Annotated in this window: 13 protein-coding genes; 7 read left to right on the plus strand and 6 right to left on the minus strand. The window is 67.8% G+C overall.

Going from position 1 to position 15,247, the window contains the following annotated elements:
• Positions 1-79 precede the first annotated feature (79 nt).
• Genes ACIA12_RS23655 through ACIA12_RS23670 form a run of 4 tightly spaced genes read left to right on the plus strand, consistent with a single transcriptional unit; the run spans position 80 to position 4,247 of the window.
• The gene (locus ACIA12_RS23655; RefSeq protein ID WP_396369198.1) at positions 80-1,489 is read left to right on the plus strand and encodes an MFS transporter; all 1,410 of its coding nucleotides are present in this window, start codon (positions 80-82) and stop codon (positions 1,487-1,489) included.
• The gene (locus ACIA12_RS23660; RefSeq protein ID WP_396369199.1) at positions 1,486-2,439 is read left to right on the plus strand and encodes a sigma-70 family RNA polymerase sigma factor; all 954 of its coding nucleotides are present in this window, start codon (positions 1,486-1,488) and stop codon (positions 2,437-2,439) included. Before ACIA12_RS23655 ends, ACIA12_RS23660 begins: the two co-directional genes overlap by 4 nt.
• Positions 2,440-2,485: 46 nt before the next feature.
• Complete coding sequence (locus ACIA12_RS23665) at positions 2,486-3,694, plus strand: DUF2786 domain-containing protein (protein WP_396369200.1); 1,209 nt, start codon at positions 2,486-2,488, stop codon at positions 3,692-3,694.
• Between the two features lie 10 nt (positions 3,695-3,704).
• Positions 3,705-4,247, plus strand: a complete 543-nt coding sequence (locus tag ACIA12_RS23670) for a dTDP-4-dehydrorhamnose 3,5-epimerase family protein (RefSeq protein WP_396369201.1) — start codon at positions 3,705-3,707, stop codon at positions 4,245-4,247.
• A 6-nt stretch (positions 4,248-4,253) separates the two neighbouring features.
• On the opposite strand, the gene ACIA12_RS23675 is transcribed toward ACIA12_RS23670, so the two are convergent.
• Positions 4,254-4,823, minus strand: coding sequence for a TetR/AcrR family transcriptional regulator (locus ACIA12_RS23675; protein WP_396369202.1), 570 nt, complete (start codon positions 4,821-4,823; stop codon positions 4,254-4,256).
• Positions 4,824-4,983: 160 nt separating this feature from the next.
• Between ACIA12_RS23675 and ACIA12_RS23680 the strand changes: the two genes are divergently transcribed.
• Both ACIA12_RS23680 and ACIA12_RS23685 read left to right on the plus strand, forming a co-directional pair.
• Positions 4,984-6,477, plus strand: a complete 1,494-nt coding sequence (locus ACIA12_RS23680; protein WP_396369203.1) for an MFS transporter — start codon at positions 4,984-4,986, stop codon at positions 6,475-6,477.
• Positions 6,478-6,487: 10 nt separating this feature from the next.
• Positions 6,488-6,820: a hypothetical protein gene (locus tag ACIA12_RS23685; protein ID WP_396369204.1), complete on the plus strand. Its 333-nt coding sequence runs from the start codon at positions 6,488-6,490 to the stop codon at positions 6,818-6,820.
• A gap of 1 nt (position 6,821) precedes the next feature.
• On the opposite strand, the gene ACIA12_RS23690 is transcribed toward ACIA12_RS23685, so the two are convergent.
• From ACIA12_RS23690 to ACIA12_RS23705, 4 genes are all read right to left on the minus strand, one after another.
• Entirely contained in the window at positions 6,822-7,799 is a 978-nt protein-coding gene (locus tag ACIA12_RS23690; RefSeq protein ID WP_396369205.1) for a GNAT family N-acetyltransferase, read from the minus strand.
• A gap of 50 nt (positions 7,800-7,849) precedes the next feature.
• Positions 7,850-8,884, minus strand: a complete 1,035-nt coding sequence (locus tag ACIA12_RS23695) for an alpha/beta hydrolase (protein WP_396369206.1) — start codon at positions 8,882-8,884, stop codon at positions 7,850-7,852.
• 18 nt (positions 8,885-8,902) lie between these two features.
• Positions 8,903-10,606, minus strand: a complete 1,704-nt coding sequence (argS, locus tag ACIA12_RS23700) for an arginine--tRNA ligase (RefSeq protein WP_396369207.1) — start codon at positions 10,604-10,606, stop codon at positions 8,903-8,905.
• A 145-nt stretch (positions 10,607-10,751) separates the two neighbouring features.
• On the minus strand, positions 10,752-12,977 hold the full coding sequence (locus ACIA12_RS23705; protein ID WP_396369208.1) for a CDP-glycerol glycerophosphotransferase family protein: 2,226 nt from the start codon (positions 12,975-12,977) through the stop codon (positions 10,752-10,754).
• 25 nt (positions 12,978-13,002) lie between these two features.
• Here ACIA12_RS23705 and ACIA12_RS23710 point away from each other — a divergent pair, with 25 nt between their 5' ends.
• Positions 13,003-13,785: a cell filamentation protein Fic gene (locus tag ACIA12_RS23710; RefSeq protein WP_396369209.1), complete on the plus strand. Its 783-nt coding sequence runs from the start codon at positions 13,003-13,005 to the stop codon at positions 13,783-13,785.
• A gap of 280 nt (positions 13,786-14,065) precedes the next feature.
• Here the strand turns inward: ACIA12_RS23710 and ACIA12_RS23715 are convergent, their stop codons facing one another.
• A complete protein-coding gene (locus ACIA12_RS23715) occupies positions 14,066-14,896 on the minus strand; it encodes an HAD family hydrolase (protein WP_396369210.1) in 831 nt (276 codons plus the stop codon).
• Positions 14,897-15,247 lie beyond the last annotated feature (351 nt).

A 15,247-nucleotide genomic window follows, 5' to 3' on the forward strand; every position in this document is an offset into this window, starting at 1 on the left:
GAGGCCCGAACTCATCGCAGCGATGAGTTCGGGCCTTCCGGGTTGTCAGTACCTGTGACAGCGAATTCCTGGAGGACACGTGAACAGCAAGATCGGTACGACCGGCGAGCAGCGCTGGGTACTGGGGCTGACCGCGATCGGCGCGATGATGGTGGCGCTCGACGCACTGGTGGTGGCGGCCGCGCTGACCACCATCCGGCAGGACCTCGGCGCGACCGTCGAGCAGCTCGAGTGGACCGTCAACGCCTACAGCCTGAGCTTCGCGATGCTGCTGATGACGGCGGCGGCGATCGGGGACCGCTGGGGACGGCGCCGGACGTTCGCGGGCGGCCTCGCCCTCTTCTCCATCGCCTCGATCGCCTGCGCGCTGGCTCCCTCGGTGCCCCTGCTGATCGCGGCCCGTACGGTCCAAGGCGTAGGCGCGGCGGTCGTGATGCCGCTGGCGATGAGTCTGCTCGGCGCCGCGTTCCCACCCGAGCAGCGCGGCTGGGCGATCGGCATCTTCAGCGGGCTGACCGGCCTGGCCGTCCTGGGTGGCCCGATGATCGGCGGCGCCGTCACCGAAGGTCTCGCCTGGCAGTGGATCTTCTGGATCAACGTGCCGATCGGCGCGGTGGCGATCCCGCTCGTCCTCGCGAAGATCCCGGAGAGCCGGGGTGCCGTCCGCCGGCTCGATCTGCGCGGTGCTGCCCTGATCACGCTTGCGGTCCTCGGCATCGTCTGGGGTGTCGTCCGTGGCGCGGTGGCGGGCTGGACGAGTCCGGAGGTCCTCGGCTCCTTCGTCGCGGGAGCCCTTCTGCTGCTGGGCTTCCTGGCTTGGGAGAGCCGCGCTCCACAGCCGATGCTGCCGCTGAAGTACTTCCGCTCGCGCGCCTTCTCGGCGGGTAACGCGGCCGGCTTCTTCCTCACGGCCGCGCTGTTCGGTGCGGTCTTCTTCCTCGCCCAGTTCATGCAGGCGACCTTCGGCTCCGGCCCGCTCAAGGCCGGGCTGCAACTCCTGCCGTGGACAGCCACCCTCTTCCTCGTCGCGCCGATCGCCGGACGCCTGGTGGACAAGATCGGCGAACGTCCACTGGTCTTCACCGGTCTGCTCCTGCAAGCAGTCGGCATGTTCTGGATCAGCCAGGCCAGCAAGGGCGCAGTCCAGTACTCCGACCTGGTGCCGGCCCTGATCGTCGCCGGCTGTGGAGTCTCGCTGGCGATGCCTGCGACCCAGAGCGCCAGCATCGGCTCCCTACCCCGGGAGGCGGTCGGCATGGCGTCCGGTATCTACGCCATGATGCGGCAACTGGGCGGAGTGGTGGGTGTCGCAGTACTGGCGGCCGTGTTCGCGGCAGCCGGGGGATACGAGTCCTTCGAGACCGGCTTCGCCCGGGCGCTGGCAGTCTGCGGCGTACTGTCGTTGCTGGGAGCATTGGCTGGCCTAGGGATCGCTGTGCGACGTAGTACCGGCGTTGTGGTGCTGGAGCCGGCGGAGGAGTTGGGATGAACCTGGAGGACGAGTTCGCGCAGTACCGGGGTGAGTTGGTCGCCCACTGCTACCGGATGCTCGGGTCGCTGCATGACGCGGAGGATGCGGTCCAGGAGACGTACCTGCGCGCGTGGCGAGGGTTCGCCGACTTCGAGCAGCGCTCCTCGGTCAAGACGTGGCTCTACCGGATCGCTACCCGGGTCTGCCTGAACGCCCTGCAGCACAGCAGCCGTCGGATGGTCCCGTCGGCGTTAGGGGCTCCAGGGGTCGACCCGCACGACATCGAGTCGCAGTCGCTGGAGACCAGTTGGCTGGAGCCGTTCCCGGATCTCCTGCTGAGCACTGACCCGGCGCAGGTTGTGGGGACTCGGCAGAGCCTCCGGTTGGCGATGGTGGCGGCACTGCAGCACTTGCCGGCGCGGCAGCGCGCAGTACTGATCCTGCGGGATGTCCTTGCCTGGCAGGCGTCCGAGGTAGCTGGGTTGCTCGAGACAACGACTGCTGCTGTGAACAGTTCGCTCCAGCGGGCCCGTGCGGAGATGGCCAAGCTTGCGCCGGCCGAGGACGACTTCAGCGAGCCGGACGAGCCGGTACGCCGGGCCTTGCTCGACCAGTTCGCCAAGGCGTTCGAGAAGGCTGATCTCGTGGCGCTGGAGGGCCTGCTGACGCAGGACACCCGCTGGGAGATGCCACCCATCCCGACGTGGTTCAGCGGGCGGGACGACGTACTGGCCCTGCTGGCGACGAAGCTCCTGCGCGGGGAAGGGCGTCGGATCCTGGTGGAGACCGCGGCCAACGGGCAGCCTGCGTTTGCCATGTACGTGCGTGGCGGCGACGGGATCTTCCATGCGCACTCGGTCAAGTTGCTGACGTTGACGAAGACCGGGATTTCCGCCGTCATGGCGTTCCACAACCCGGGCCTGTTCCCAGCCTTTGGTCTGCCGATCGACCGTTATCCACAGGACTGAAGGCGCGGCCTGCGCGAGGTTGGGCTCGGGTGACAAACTCGTCCGCGTGAGTGACTCCGAGATCCTGCACCTGCTGCCGTCGGCGGCCGCTGCCGTCGTGCTCAACCACGAGGAGGCGGACGCGTTCCTGGCCCGCCTCGGTGGGTATGACGAGCGCGACCAAGCGCAGGTCGATCGCGTCCTGCAGGAGTTCCTGCGGAAGCTGATCCGGTCTGCGTGGGAGCGTGGCTGGACGCCCGGCGACGTGGTTCAGCATGCGCGGCGCCGGTTGGAGCCGGGGGTGGAGCCGTTGCTGCTGGCGGTGATCGCCTCGGAGCATCGGGCCTATCACGAGGTCGATCCGCGCTGGCTGGATCAGTTGCTCGACCTCGGGATCGACGCGCCGTACTCCGAGTTGCAACTGACCCCGTGGGCCTCGGAGCAACGGCTCGGCCGCTATCTCGCTCTCCACACGGCTCTCACGATCGCGGGTTTCCTCCAGTCGTTGCCCGGGCTCGCGAGACTGTTCCCTCTACCCGGTACGCCGGTGCAGGCGCGCGCGGCGGCGACCGGCGTACCTAACGACAAGATGCTCGGGCGGATCAGAGCCCTGCTGGCCAAGGCCGAGGCGACCGACTTCCCCGACGAGGCAGAGGCGTTGTCGGGCAAGGCGCAGGAGTTGATGGCCAAGTTCTCTCTCGACCAGGCGCTGGTGGACGCCGACCCGGGGCTCGACCTGCCCGACGACTCGGGCGCCCGGCGGATTTGGGTCGAAACTCCTTATGTTTCAGCGAAAGCCCAACTCGTCGGAGCAGTCGCCTCCGCCAACCGTTGCCGCACGGTCTCGATGGAACAGCTCGCCGTCGTCACGATCGTCGGCGCCGAGCTCGACCTGCAACTGACCGAGCTGCTCAGTACGTCGCTGCTGGTCCAGGCGAATCGCGCGATGCTTGCTGCTGGCAAACACATCGGCAGGCGCGGCGAGTCGCGCACCCGTTCCTTCCGGCAGTCGTTCCTGATGGCCTACGCGCAACGGATCGGCGAACGGCTGCAGGCGACCACGGACGCCACACAGGCCGCCGTGCCGGCTGCCGACGCCGATCGGCTGCTGCCGGTGCTGACCAGGCGTGAGGAGCAAGTGGAGAAGCTGTTTACCAAGCTGTTCCCGGACACGATCACGCGGCGGACCCGGATCACGAACGGCGCCGGCTGGGAGGCCGGGCTGACCGCGGCCGACCAGGCGCATCTGCAGGCCCGTCCTCAGGTACGCCGATAGGCTGCGGGCCATGCCGAGCGTCAAGCAGACCAGCATCCCGGGACTCCTGCAGATCGAGCTGGACCTGATCGAGACTCCGCAGGGGTGGTTCAAGGAGAGCTTCCAGCAGGCGAAGCTGGTCGATCGAGGGTTCCCACAGGTCGAGTTCGTGCAGAACAACATGGCTTACACGACCGAGGTCGGCATCACCCGCGGGATTCACGCGGAGGCCTGGGATCGGTACATCTCGCCGGCGCTCGGGCGGCTGTTCACCGCGATCGTGGATCTGCGCGAGGGAGCGACGTTCGGCCGGCTGGAGACGTTCGAGCTGACGCCCGGGCAGGCGATCTTTCTGCCGGAGGGTTGCGGGCACTCGTTCTGCACGCTGGAGCCGAACACGGTCTACACGTACCTGCTCGCCGCGCACTGGACACCGGAGGCGCCGCGGACGATGGTCAACCTGTTCGACCCGCAGCTCGCAGTGCCGTGGCCGCTGCCCAAGGACCAGCTGCAGTACGTCGAGGCTGACGCGACGGCGCCGTACCTGGACGCCGTCACACCGATAAAGCTGTGACGCCGATCAGGGTTTGAGGCCGGCCAGGACGATGTCGAGCAGGCGGTTGGCCTGCTCGGGGGACATGTCGCGGCCCATCGTGATCCCGCCGACCAGCCGCAGGATGTCCATCAACTGCAGGTCCTGGCGGACCGAGCCGTCTGCCTTCGCCGCGTCGAGCAACAGCTCACCGGCCTCGCGGACGTTCACCTTGCAGGCCGTGAAGAATTCCGAATCCTTGCCCAGGGCCACCGTCAGCTCCCCGGCCAGGCTCTTCTTCGAGATGCTGTAGCCGACGAAGCTGCGCAGCCAGGAGGCCAGCGCGTCGAACGGGCCGAGCTTCTGGGCGAAACCGTAGGCGCGGTTGCAGACCTGCTGGATCTCGTCGACGTAGACCGCCTCCAGCAGCGCGGTCCGGTTCGGGAAGCGCCGGTACAGGGTGCCGATGCCGACGCCGGCCCGGCGGGCGATCTCCTCCAGCGAGGTGTCCGTCCCGTGCTCGGCGAACGCCTCCCGCGCGGCGGTGACCAGCAGGTCGTAGTTCCGGGCGGCGTCGGCGCGGGCAGGCCGGGTCGTCGGGAGTGGTGTCGAGGTCATCCGGCCCTCCTCGCCGAGGTGTCGTGAACGGCGCGACGAAAAGTCGCACCCTAAATCCCTTGATAAAGCGGAGGGGGCCTCCGTATGGTGGATCCGGAGGAACTCTCCACTTCGTCTCAGCACAACTGTAGCCCCTTCGGGGTAAGGAGCAAGTCACACTATGTCGGCAACAACCGCGGCGCCGGCCGGCGCCGGAACCGGCTCGCCCGCGCGGCGGCCGGGGGTAGTCCTCGCAGTCATCCTGGTCACCCAGTTGATGGTGATCCTCGACGGCACCGTCGTGAACATCGCGATGCCCAAGATCCAGCACGCGCTCGACTTCAGTCCCGCCAGCCTGTCCTGGGTCCAGAACGCCTACGCCCTCGCCTTCGGCGGGTTGCTGCTGCTCGGTGCCCGGGCCGGTGACCTGCTCGGTCGCCGGCGCGTCTTCATCACCGGCGTCAGCGTCTTCACGGCTGCCTCGCTGCTCGGTGGCCTCGCCCCGAGCGCCGAGCTGCTGCTGGCAGCTCGCGTCCTGCAGGGCATCGGTGGTGCGATCGCGGCGCCGGCAGCCCTGACCCTGCTCATGCTCACCTTCCGCGAAGGCCCGGAACGGCTGAAGGCTCTGGGTCTGTACAGCCTGGTCTCGTCCGGCGGCGCCAGCGTCGGCCTGGTCGTCGGCGGCATGCTGACCGACTGGGTCTCCTGGCGCTGGGGCCTGTTCATCAACGTCCCGATCGGCATCGGCCTGGTCTTCGCGGCCCGGCAGGTGCTGTCCGAGACGGCGCCGGAGAAGGGCAAGTTCGACGTCGCCGGCGCGCTCACCTCGACGCTCGGCATCACCTCGATCGTCTTCGGTTTCATCCGGGTGGCCGAGGTCGGCTGGACGTCGCCCGAGGTGCTCGGCGCGTTCGCGATCGGCCTGGTGCTGCTCACCGCGTTCGTGCTGATCGAGCGCCGGGTGAGCCACCCGATCGTGCCGCTGCGGCTGTTCCGCAACACCGACCGGGTCGCGGCGTACCTGACCATGCTGCTGGTCGTCGGCACGATGTTCGGGATGTTCTTCTTCCTCACCCAGTATCTGCAGGGTGTGCTGGAGTTCAGCCCGCTGCAGGCCGGCCTGGCCTTCCTGCCGCTGACCGGTCTGCTGTTCGCCTCGTCGCGGATCGTGCCGCGGCTGCTCGGCCGGATCGACGCCGGCAAGCTGATGATCAGCGGTTCGGTGCTGGTCCTGGCCGGGATGGTCTGGCTGACCCGGCTCACCGAGGACAGCAGTTACCTCAGCGGCGTCGTCGGTCCGCTGGTCCTGTTCGGGTTCGGCGCCGGGATGCTGTTCATCCCGAACACCGGCCGGGCGCTGGCCGGCGTACAGCCTCAGGACGCGGGTGCTGCCTCGGGCATGCTGAACGTGTTGCAGCAGGTCGGCGGCGCGCTCGGCCTCGGCATCCTGGTCACGATCTTCGGTACTGCTAGCCGCAACTCGGACGCCGCGTCGAAGATCCCCGCCGAGCGCATCCGCGAGATCCTGACCGATGGTGTGCACGCAGCCTTCGTCGGCTCCGCGATCTACGCGGCGCTCACGCTGACTGTCATCGTGCTCGGCGTCCGCCCGTGGAACCGACGCAACCCTTCACCGGCGGTCGAAAGGATTGAAGAAGTCCCCGTCGAGCTATGACAGTGAGTGCATGACCAAGACCCTCGCAGTCATGTTCATCGCGGGAGCCGGCGCGGCGGTACTGACCGCCGCGCCGGCTTCGGCTTCCGTCGAGTCAGCACCCGGCCGGTGTACGTCACCCGTCCTCATCCGCACAGCAGCGAGCACGGGCGGGATGGGCAAAGGCATCTGCCAGCCGACCCACACCACCACCGCGAATTGCAAGGTCAATGGCCCGGTCGTCGTGGTCGGCGGCGTCGCAACCAGCATCTGGTACTACATCACCGACCACACCATCAGCGTTTCCGGCTACGTCAGCGCCGCCTACTACGAGACCGACGACTGGGCTGTTCCGTACTGCTGAATCAGGTCAACGGCAGGCGGTAAGTCGTCCACTGGGTGTGCTGCTTGAAGCCGAGGCGTTCGTAGAGGCTGAGGGCGCCGGTGGGGTTCTGGGTGTCGACGCCCAGGGATGCGCGCTGGAAGCCCGTTTCGGCGGCCTGTCTCATCAGAGCCGTCAGCGCCACGGCGGCCAGTCCGCGGCCGCGGTGCGACCGGACCGTACCGACCTGCCCCACGTACACCTCGCGGATGCCGGTCGCCGCGGTGTCGGCGTCGTACTCGAAGCCGTTCGCGTAGGCGACGATCTGCTCGTCGTCGAGGACCAGGAACGACAGCCCGGCCCGGAACGCGCGCGACCCGGTGAACCAGACCTTCCAGGTCTCCTCGTCCTTCGGAGTCGAACCCCAGTGGTCCATGAAGACCTCGTTGTGGGTCAGCCGCAGCGCCTCGTCGTACGCCGGTTCGAACGGCACCACCCGAAGCCCGTCCGGTACGCCGACAGCCGGGATCGGCAGGTCGAGCGGGCGCTGCAAAGTGAACGAGTACCGGCACTCGTCGAAGCCCAGCTTGGTGAAGAGCGCCGCCGCTCCGACGTTCGTGCTGATCACGGTCGAGTTGAGCTCCGCCTCGGCAACGTCCGGGTGGTGCTCCTGATGCAGCTCGCGAGCGCGCCCGATCTCCCAGCTCAGCAGCGCCTGCCCGAGCCCGCGGCGACGCCAGTCGCCCCGGACCGCCGAGTCGGTGTTGAGCCGGTCGACGTCGACCAGATTCTTGCGCCAGTAGACGACGCCGTACGCCACCATCACCCCGTCGGCCCAGAGGCCGACCGTGTCCCGGGCGGTGTCCAGCTTCGGATCACCGAGCTCCTCGACCAGATCCTCGGCGCTGTAGTTCTCACCGTTCTGGTCGGTCACCTGGACGTCGTTCATCAACGCCGCCCACTCGCCCGCGTCGGTCTTCTCGATCGGCCGCGCCTCGACCCACTCCGGAAACGTCCCCATGCGCAGAACGGTAGGTGCCGGGCCGACCGCCCGGCACCCCATTTACCCGATCACGCAGTCAGTTGCCGGCAGAGCCACTCGACGGCGAGCGGGTAGCGGTACTCGATCCCGCCGTGCTTGCCCTCGAAGAGCTCGAAGTACAACCGCTCTTCCGGTACTCCGGCCTGCAGCGCCGCCCGATGAAACGCCGTCGCCCCAAAGTCGAGGTAGTACTCGTCCTGCTTGCCCGCATCGATCCACACCGCTCGCATCGACCCCAGCGCCTCGGCGTACCGGGTCTCCGTCGCGACCATGTGCACCGGATCCCGGCTCAGCCAGCGCTCCCAGACCTCCGGGATGGTGCGGCCGAGCTCGTCATAGGGAAGCAGCACCGTTCCGTCCGGCTCGGCCGAGTACGCCGCGGCGTACCCGTACATCTCGAGGAACTCCAGATCCTGGCCGGTCGTCCGCCCCGCGCGGCTCTCGAAGTCGGCGAAGAACTTCGGGTACGACCCGTCATACCGATCGCGGAGCAGCCGTGCGGCCAACGGGAACTCCGGCTGGTAGCAGACCTCGAACGCCGCGTCGCCGGCATGCGTGGCCAGCGCGCCGAACACGTCCGGCCGGAGCAGCGGAGTCACCATCGCCGCGTAGCCGCCGCTCGACTTGCCGGTGATCGCCCGATGGTCGCGATCGGCGATCGTCCGGTACCGCTCGTCGACCCACGGCACGATCTCGTCGCACAGATAGGAGTGGTACTGCCCGGTGCCCGGCGAATCTAGGTACTGGCTGCCGCCGAGCTTCGTCCACGCGTCGACGAACACCACGATCGCCGGCGGCACGTCGCCCTTCGCGAACAACGCGTCGAGCAGTTCCGGATAGGGCTGGCGGAACGGCGTCCGGTTGAACCACATCCCGAGATGCCCGGTGTAGCCCATCGCCACGTAGATCGACGGGTAGCGCTGATCCGATTCGTCGTATCCCGGTGGCAGGTAGACGAGCACCGGCCGCTCGTGCGGATCGCCCAGCGGGTTGCCGCGCAGGAACGCGCTGTCGAAGATCGTCTGGTCGAACCGTCCGGCAAGCTCCGCGGACCACGGCAACATCGGCGAGCCCCTCTCAGATCACATCGCGTCGGGCGCGCTGATCCCCAGCAGCCCCAGGCCATCCTGCAACACCGTGCGGGTCGCGACGCACAGCTTGATCCGGCTGGTCCGCACGTCGCCCTCGCTGCTCAGCACCGGGCAGGTCTCGTAGAACGCCGACAATGCGGCCGCCACCTCGTACAGATAAGTGCAGAGCCGGTGCGGCTGCAGAGTCTCGGCTACTTGTTCTATGCAGTCCCCGAACCCGCTGAGCAACAGCGCCAACCGTTGCTCCGCGGGCTCTGCCAGCACCGTCACGCTTGTTGGAGCCTCGCCGGCCTTGGCCAGCAACCGGGACAACCGCGCGTGGGCATACTGAAGATAGGGACCGGTGTTCCCGGTCATCGCGACCATCCGGTCGAGGTCGAACACGTAGTCGTTGATCCGGTCGCTCGACAAGTCCGCGTACTTGATCGCCCCGATGCCGACTGCGGCCGCGACCCTCGCCTTAGCGTCGTCGTCCAGCGCATCCCGCTCATCGAGCAACGCCCGGGCCCGCGCCGTCGCTCCGTCCAGCAGCGACGCCAACCGGACCGTGCCGCCATCTCTGGTCTTGAACGGCTTCCCGTCCGTCCCCAGAACGGTGCCGAAGGCAACGTGTTCGGCCGGAACATCGTCGGGCAGCCAGCCGGCCGCCCGGCAGAGCGCGAAGATCTGCTGGAAATGCAGCCCCTGCCGATGGTCGACCACGTAGACGATCCGGTCAGCGTGCAGCTCGTGGATCCGATGCCGTACCGCCGCCAGATCCGTCGCGCTGTACCCGAACCCGCCATCCGACTTCCGCACGATCACCGGCAATGGCGAACCGTCCCGTCCCGCGAACCCCGGCAGGAAAGCGCACAACGCGCCCCCCGACTCGGTCAGCAACCCAGCGGCCGTCAGATCGTCCACCACGCCTTGCAGCCGGTCGTTGTAGGCGCTCTCGCCGACCACGTCGGCCCGCGTCAACGGCGACCCCAGTTGCGCATAGATCCGGTCGAACTCGGTGAGAGACACCTCGACCATCTGCCGCCAGATCGCCAGCGTCTCGGCATCGCCCGACTGCAGCAGCACCACCCGTGCCCGGGACAGGTCGACGAAGTTGCTGGAGGCATCGAAATGCTTCCGCGCCCGTTGATAGAGCTGCTGCAACCCCTCGATATCAAGGGTTTCCACCGCCAGGTCCTCGAACAGCACCTGCTCGACCAGCATGCCGAACTGCGTACCCCAGTCGCCGACGTGGTTCTGCCGGATCACCTCGTAGCCGACGGACCGGAGTACGTTGCACAAGGCGTCGCCGATCACCGTCGACCGCAGATGGCCGACGTGCATCTGCTTGGCCACGTTGGGCTGCGAGTAGTCGACGACCACCCTCTTGCCGCGTGGTTTGAAAGCGATCGGCTCGTTGACCGCCGCCGCGAGTGTCGACGGCAGCAGTGTGAGGTTGATAAACCCTGGCCCGGCGATCTGTGCAGGTTCACAGAGCCCGGTCAGGTCGAGCGCCTCCACCAACTGCTGGGCGATGGCCCGCGGTGGTTGTTTCAGTGAGTTGGCGAGCCGGAGTGCCAGGTTGGTCTGGTAGTGGCCGAACTCGGGTCTGGTGGCGGCCCGGAGCTCAGGATCGAGTCCGCCGTACTCCGCGCCGAAGGCGGCCGAGGCGGCGGTGGACAGCTTGATGGCAAGGGCAGACAGCGCTGCGGACATGGCAGAGTCCTTGAGAAGAGAAGCAGCTGGAACAGGGTTGAGGTGTTCAGACAGTGCTTCGTCGTCGCAGGCCGAAGCGATCGCGCGCGATCACCGGGCTGCTCGACATGCCCCCATTATGCACAACCGGTGGCCGCAGCTCACTTCAGAGCTGGTGAGGTGACGGCGCCGGGTGCCGGTCGGCGAGCGGGATGATCGGCGGCAGCTCGGTCTCGCCGAGGAAGATCCGCCGGACCACCCGCTCCGCCGCCCGTCCGTCGTCGAACTCGCAGAACTTCTCCCGGAACAGCTGCCGGTGCTTGGCCGCCTCGGCCTTCGCGAACGCGCCGGTCTGCAGCGCGGCCAGCAACTCCTCCGGCGACCTCGCCACCAGTCCGGGCGGAAACGCCGTGATGTCGAAGTATGTTCCGCGCGTGCTGTCGTAGGCGCCGAGGTCGTCGACCAGCAGCACGATCGGCCGATCGAGATTGGCATAGTCGAAGCTGATCGACGAGTAGTCCGAGATCAGCACGTCGGCCGCCAGCATCAGATCCTCGACCCGCGGATGGCTCGAGGCGTCCACGACCCGGTCGGAGTGTGCGGTCGGGTGCTTCGACAGCGAGTAGTGCGTCCGGACCAGCACCCGGCCGTGGTCGCCGGCCGCCGCGGCCAATTGGTCCAGGTCGAGATGGATCCCGTCGCCACCCAGATCGACCAGGCCGGACGGCGTACGGACCGAGTCGACCCCGTCGCGAAAGGTCGGCGCGTACAGGACCACGAGGTGCGAGTCGTCGAACCCGAACGAGGCCCGGATCGCCCGGACGTCGTCCACGGTCGCGTTGAGCAGCCGGTCGTTGCGGGGGAACCCGTACTCGAGTTCCTCGAAGTGGGCCGGGTAGGTGCGCTCCCAGATCTCCGACGAGTACCGGTTCGACGACAGGTTGAAGTCCCATCGGTCGACCTGCCGCATGAGTTCCTCGAGGTCGAGGTCCTTCGCGGCCAGGGGGTAGTGGCGCAGATCGGTCCCCATCGTCTTCAGCGGAGTACCGTGCTGGGTCTGGATGTGGATCTGCCCGTCGCGCTTGTCCAGCTCCTTCGGCAGGTTCATGTTGCTGACGAAGTACGTCGCCTTGGCGACCAGCTTCTGGTACGCCGGTGAGCCCGCCACCACGTACTCGACGCCCTCCGGGATGGCGTCGACATGCTCCTCGTCGATCACCCAGACGCCGCGCAACTGGGGAGCCAGCTCGGCGGCTTTCTCGTAGATGGCTCGCGGGTTGCACGCGTACTGCTTGAACCAGTAGGCGCCGTAGACGGCCAGGTTGGGGTCGAGGTCGCCGCGGTGCAGCAGCTTGTCGACCGCCTTGCGCGGGCTGGGTACGGCAAGCATCTTGGCACTGAGCTTGAGGGTCGTGTACGTCGCGTAGTCGTCGTGCACGATCTGCCACCGGCGGAAGCCGCGCCGGGTCTTGTCGACCACGTACCCCTCGGGCTTCCACCGCTTGGCGAAGGCCGCGGCGGCGTGGAAGAACTCGGCCCGGTCCTCCGGAGCGAGCCGCTCGGGCTTGTCGAGCACGGCCAGGATGTGGTCGAGCGACCGGTCGAAGGCGAACCGCCGCCAGCCAGCCAGCTCCGGGTCGGAGGTGATGAAGGCGTGCACCCGGTCGTACTGGTCGAAGATGTCGAACTGCTGCCGGGTCGCGGTGGCGTGGATGTTGCCGCCGGTGCGGTGCTGCCGGTAGTGCACGACGACCTGGTCCAGGGTCGCGATCCGCTGCGCGGTGAGCATCGTCGAGTACGTCCAGGGCGCGTCCTCGTAGAAGCCGGCGGTGAAGACGAAGCCGTGCAGGGTGAGGAAGTCGCGCCGGATCGCCTTGTTCCAGACCACCTCGAGAAAGGTCAGGAAGACCGGCCGCTCGGCCGCGGTGAAGACGCCGGCGCCCTCCCGGGCGAACGCGTCGTGCCGCTGGTTGCGGACCACCTGGCCGTCCCAGAAGATCCGCTCGTAGTCGAACATCACGATGTCCGGACGGCCGGTGTCGTCGATCCGGGCGGCGATCGCGGCCAGCGAGCCGGGCAGGTAGACGTCGTCGGCGTCCAGGAAGAGCACGTAGTCGCCGCGGCACTCCTTCAGCCCGGCGTTGCGGGCCGGCCCGAGCCCGACGTTCTCGCTCAGGTGCAGCACCCGGACCCGCGGGTCGGCGGCGGCGTACTCGTCCAGGATCCGCCCGCTGCCGTCCGGGCTGGCGTCGTCCACCCCGATGATCTCGAAGTCCGCGCACGACTGGCTCAGCGCCGAATCCAGGCACGGCCGCAGCCAGGCCCGTGACGCATGACACGGGACCACGATGCTGAACCTCGGGACCCCGGCGGAGTCGGTGCTGGCGGCCATGAGACTGCATCTTAGAGTGCGGTCCATGAGCGCAGACGTCTTCGAACCACTGGCCAGTCTCGAAGGGGTCGGTTCGGCGGCCCGGGCGGCCAGGGATGCGGTCGACGTGCTGCTGCGCGACCGTGGGCTGCGGAAGGTCGGCGCGGACATGACCGCCGAGGCACTGCTCCGGGGTGCCCACGCGTCCGCCGCGCTGGCCGGCAGTTCGGTTTCCTTGGATGAGGTACGCCGGGGAGCCGGTGACGCTCTGTCTGCGGGTGCTGTCCGGATGACGGGCGAGCTGATGAGCCTGGCGCCACGCGTCGACACCGCGCCGGTACAGGTCTGGACCAGACTGCACCAGTTGGCGGCGGTGGAACTCGGTAGTGAAGACCAGTTGGGTCACCTGCGGACCAGTCGGGAGCCGATCCCGGACGACATCCCCGGCCTCCCGCCGGCGCCGCCCGCCGACGAGATGTGGGAGCGCCTGCACGGTCTGGCGCGGGCCCTGACCGTCCCGACCAAGGCTCCGGGGCTGGTGGTGGCCGCGATCGTGCACGCGGAACTCGCGGTACTCCGGCCGTTTCCGGTCGCCAACGGGCTGGTCGCGCGGGCGGCCGAGCATGTCCTGTTGGTTGCTCGTGGCATCGACCCGTTGTCGGTGACCGTGCCTGAGGTCGGGCACTTCGAGCTGGGCGGGTCGTACGCGCAGGGTCTGCGCGATTACGCCGGCGGCGGGCTGGTCGGCGTACAGGCCTGGTTACTGAGGAGTTGTGAAGTGATGGCGCTGTCGGCGGAACGGTCGCCGCTGAATCTTTCTGCCCAGTAACAGAAATTGCGAACGGCGCTCTCCGGGGAGAGCGCCGTCGCGAGCACAACATCCTGGTTACCAAGCGTGCACCTTGTCTGCCGCCCCATGGTTTCGGCGTTGGCCGAAGTCTGGGGTCGTGCTGCCCGGTTGGGATGGGCTGGTCGCCGCGTGGGTGCCTGGTTGCCGTGCGATTCTCTACCGGATCCGAAGATCCTTTGTGCTTCCTTTGTACTCTTCAGATCCCTTCAGGGGAAGGGCTAACGCCACCTTCATGAAGCTGAGAAGAACGGAGCCGGCCTCAACTTCCGGCCGGCCTGGCACGCCGGCGGGCGGCGTACAGGAGCACTCCGGCCGCGGCCAGGACGACGCCGGCGAGGCTCGCGGCGACGGCCGGCCGACGGACCTCGCGGAGCCGTTTGCGCTCCTCGAGCGCCACCGGTTTGCTGAAGTCGAGCACCGGCCAGTCGCGCGAGACCGCGAGCCTGCGCAGCGCCTTGTCGGGATTCACCGCGAACGGATGCCCGACCGCGGCCAGCATCGGCTCGTCGGTGATCGAGTCCGAATAGGCGTAGGAAGCCAACAGGTCATAGCCTTCCGCGGCGGCCAGCTCGGTGATCGCGGTGGCCTTGTGCGGGCCGTAGGCGTAGACCGAGATCTCGCCCGTGTACTTGCCGTCGGCAACTACCATCCGGGTGGCGATCACCTTGTCGGCGCCGAGCATGGCGCCGATCGGCTCGACCACCTCGGCCCCGGACGAGGAGACGATCACCACGTCCCGGCCGGCCGCGTGGTGCTCGGCGATCAGTGCCACCGCCTCGTCGTAGATCATCGGCTCGACGATGTGGTGCAGGGTGTCGGCGACGATTTCGCGGACCGTCTGGACGTCCCAGCCTGTGCACATAGCGGACAGGTACTCGCGCATCTTCTCCATCATGTCGTGATCGGCGCCGCCGAGCAGGTACACGAACTGGGCGTAGGCGCTGCGCAGTACGGTCCGCCGGTTGATCAGGCCGCCGGCGTAGAACGGCCGGGAGAAGGCAAGCGTGCTGGAGCGCGCGATGATCGTCTTGTCGAGATCGAAGAAGGCGGCCGAGCGGGACGTCCCCAGGTGCTCCATGGGGACGAGCATAGGAGACCGGGGGGAAGGAGTTGAGCAGAGCTTTCGAAACGCCGAGGGGCCCGGGCTTTCGTGTGGGCGGCTCTCCCGTTAGACTGTTGAGCAGTGTGACAGTGGCACTGGCTTGAAGGCCTCTGATCGAGGTCCAGGCACCGGTTGTTCAGGCACTTGGTTGAAATAGAACTGAGATGTGTGAATACCGGATTCGGGGGGTACATACTCCTCGACAGTGGCAGACTGTCGCCTCCTGATCGGCCCCCGGCTCCTCCCCCCGAGCCCGTGGCCGAAGACGGCCCCCGGTCACCCCCCCGCCGGGGGCCGTCGCCTTTCCTTGTACAGGTCGAGCCTTTTCCGGCTCCCTCT

It is taken from the genome of Kribbella sp. NPDC051620 (assembly GCF_044453825.1).
GTDB lineage: Bacteria > Actinomycetota > Actinomycetes > Propionibacteriales > Kribbellaceae > Kribbella.

Coding starts and splice junctions, on each gene's coding strand:
- ACIA12_RS23715 (WP_396369210.1), bottom strand. CDS start 14,896: ATGCTCGTCCCCATGGAGCACCTGGGGACGTCCCGCTCGGCCGCCTTC.
- argS (WP_396369207.1), bottom strand. CDS start 10,606: ATGTCCGCAGCGCTGTCTGCCCTTGCCATCAAGCTGTCCACCGCCGCC.
- ACIA12_RS23680 (WP_396369203.1), top strand. CDS start 4,984: ATGTCGGCAACAACCGCGGCGCCGGCCGGCGCCGGAACCGGCTCGCCC.
- ACIA12_RS23710 (WP_396369209.1), top strand. CDS start 13,003: ATGAGCGCAGACGTCTTCGAACCACTGGCCAGTCTCGAAGGGGTCGGT.
- ACIA12_RS23695 (WP_396369206.1), bottom strand. CDS start 8,884: ATGTTGCCGTGGTCCGCGGAGCTTGCCGGACGGTTCGACCAGACGATC.
- ACIA12_RS23685 (WP_396369204.1), top strand. CDS start 6,488: ATGACCAAGACCCTCGCAGTCATGTTCATCGCGGGAGCCGGCGCGGCG.
- ACIA12_RS23670 (WP_396369201.1), top strand. CDS start 3,705: ATGCCGAGCGTCAAGCAGACCAGCATCCCGGGACTCCTGCAGATCGAG.
- ACIA12_RS23675 (WP_396369202.1), bottom strand. CDS start 4,823: ATGACCTCGACACCACTCCCGACGACCCGGCCTGCCCGCGCCGACGCC.
- ACIA12_RS23690 (WP_396369205.1), bottom strand. CDS start 7,799: ATGGGGACGTTTCCGGAGTGGGTCGAGGCGCGGCCGATCGAGAAGACC.
- ACIA12_RS23660 (WP_396369199.1), top strand. CDS start 1,486: ATGAACCTGGAGGACGAGTTCGCGCAGTACCGGGGTGAGTTGGTCGCC.
- ACIA12_RS23705 (WP_396369208.1), bottom strand. CDS start 12,977: ATGGCCGCCAGCACCGACTCCGCCGGGGTCCCGAGGTTCAGCATCGTG.